Annotated in this window: 3 protein-coding genes; all 3 read left to right on the forward strand. The window is 48.2% G+C overall.

The window, feature by feature from the left end; all coding sequences use genetic code 11:
• The coding region (locus GY843_RS08790) for a hypothetical protein (protein WP_297308660.1) at nt 1-534 on the forward strand (534 nt) is incomplete at its 5' end.
• A complete protein-coding gene (locus GY843_RS08795) occupies nt 531-833 on the forward strand; it encodes a hypothetical protein (RefSeq protein ID WP_297308662.1) in 303 nt (100 codons plus the stop codon). The genes GY843_RS08790 and GY843_RS08795, both read left to right, overlap by 4 nt.
• A partial coding sequence (locus GY843_RS08800) for a hypothetical protein (protein WP_297308664.1) occupies nt 833-1,645 on the forward strand: 813 nt, incomplete at its 3' end. The genes GY843_RS08795 and GY843_RS08800, both read left to right, overlap by 1 nt.

Genomic DNA, 1,645 nt, shown 5'->3' on the forward strand with positions numbered 1-1,645 from the left:
GCATACGACCAAGGGGCTACTAATTGCAGTGATGATTGGGCTGGTAATGACCACGGTGAACCCAACAGATATTGGGGGCTGGCTGATAACCGGACGGAAAGTAAAATCAATGGGGACTTGGTAGTGGTGGTTGAAGCGGCTGGTGCAGGGGAAATGGCACGGGCTGTGCTTCGTGGCGAGGTTGAATATGATATGAGTGCGGGCTTGACTCCCGGCTCTGAGGGTTGTGGTATTGAGCAGAAACCTATCTATTTGGGGTATAATGGTAAGATGTCCCTATCAATACCATCAGCGGGCGAATATGGACGAGTGCTGGGTAGAACGAGCGCGGATAAAGTATCGATCAACATTGATAAGGTTTGGGTCTTGATGGCGGACACATTTGATCCGTGGACGTATGACACTGATGGTGATGGTTTTATTAGTAAAACGGAGTACCATGCAGCCGTAGTAGATTACAATACAGGTACGATAACTGAGGATGAAAAGGCACAAGTACAAACACTGTTCATAGATGGTGGGGTGTTCTCATGAACGGAAGTGGTACATCTAACGACCCGTATATCATCACCACTATTTACGATTTGCAATCTCTGGATGGTGATGCTGGGGGGCTGTACTACGAACTTGGTAATGATATCGATGCTACGGATACTAGATATTGGAATGGTGGGCTAGGGTTTAAGCCGATTTCTAGCTCTGGGGAGTCTTACTGGTGGGGGCATCTCGGCGGGAAGGGATATACAATAGAAGGGATATACTCATCTTATCAGCAAGTTTTAGGGATATTTAGCCAACTGGCTTATTATGATGGAGGAGGGCCACCACCCTAATGGCTGTAGTAGATCGACCAGCAAGCGTTTCCAATCTCATTATAAAAAGTGCGGAGATGGAAAGAGACGGGAATCTCAAGTGCGGGATACTCGCTTCTAGTTCGCACCCTAATGCAACAATATCAGATGTTGTGGTGCAAGGCACCATCGAGTCAACGGGAAGTGGTGCGCATTCTATCGTGGTGGGGGGAGCGGTTGGGGAGTACAGGGGAACGGCCACGGATTTGAAAGTTATCGTGGATATAAATGTTGTGGACGCGGGTACAACGGCTTCTGTAGGTGGGGCGATTGGGACAGTAGGGGGAGCGGAAATCAAGGAGATTACATATAGTTCTTATAACGGGTCTATTACTATGCCAACAGGTCAGTTTAGCCACTCTGCTAAAATCGGGGGATTCACATCACAATTATCTGGGAACGGCATCAGCAAATGCTTTGCCCATGTGAATAATACTATTGTTGCGAACGCTGCTAATTTCATTTCGGCTGGGGGGTTTGTTGCGTATGTATCGGATGACCCGTCCGAACTCGATAACTGCTATGCATTCGCGGATATTGGATACTGCCAGTCAGGGGCCAACAACGCGAAAGTCGGCGGCTTCATCGGATATATTGATGGGGGTGGGTCAATCGGATTAAAACATGCCTACTGTGTGGGGGCCATCGATGTTGGTAATGATGAGTATGGTGGATTCTGCGGCGTGAACGATGGTTATGGTGGGTTCAATTCCTGCTTCTATGATTACGGTCGGGCCGGAACAAGAACATCCGATGGAGGCACATGGAAAACACAGGCCGAAATGAAAACCAAA

The sequence above is a fragment of the Neptuniibacter sp. genome (genome assembly GCF_024231755.1).
In the GTDB taxonomy this organism is placed as follows: Bacteria; Pseudomonadota; Gammaproteobacteria; order Pseudomonadales; family Balneatricaceae; genus Neptuniibacter.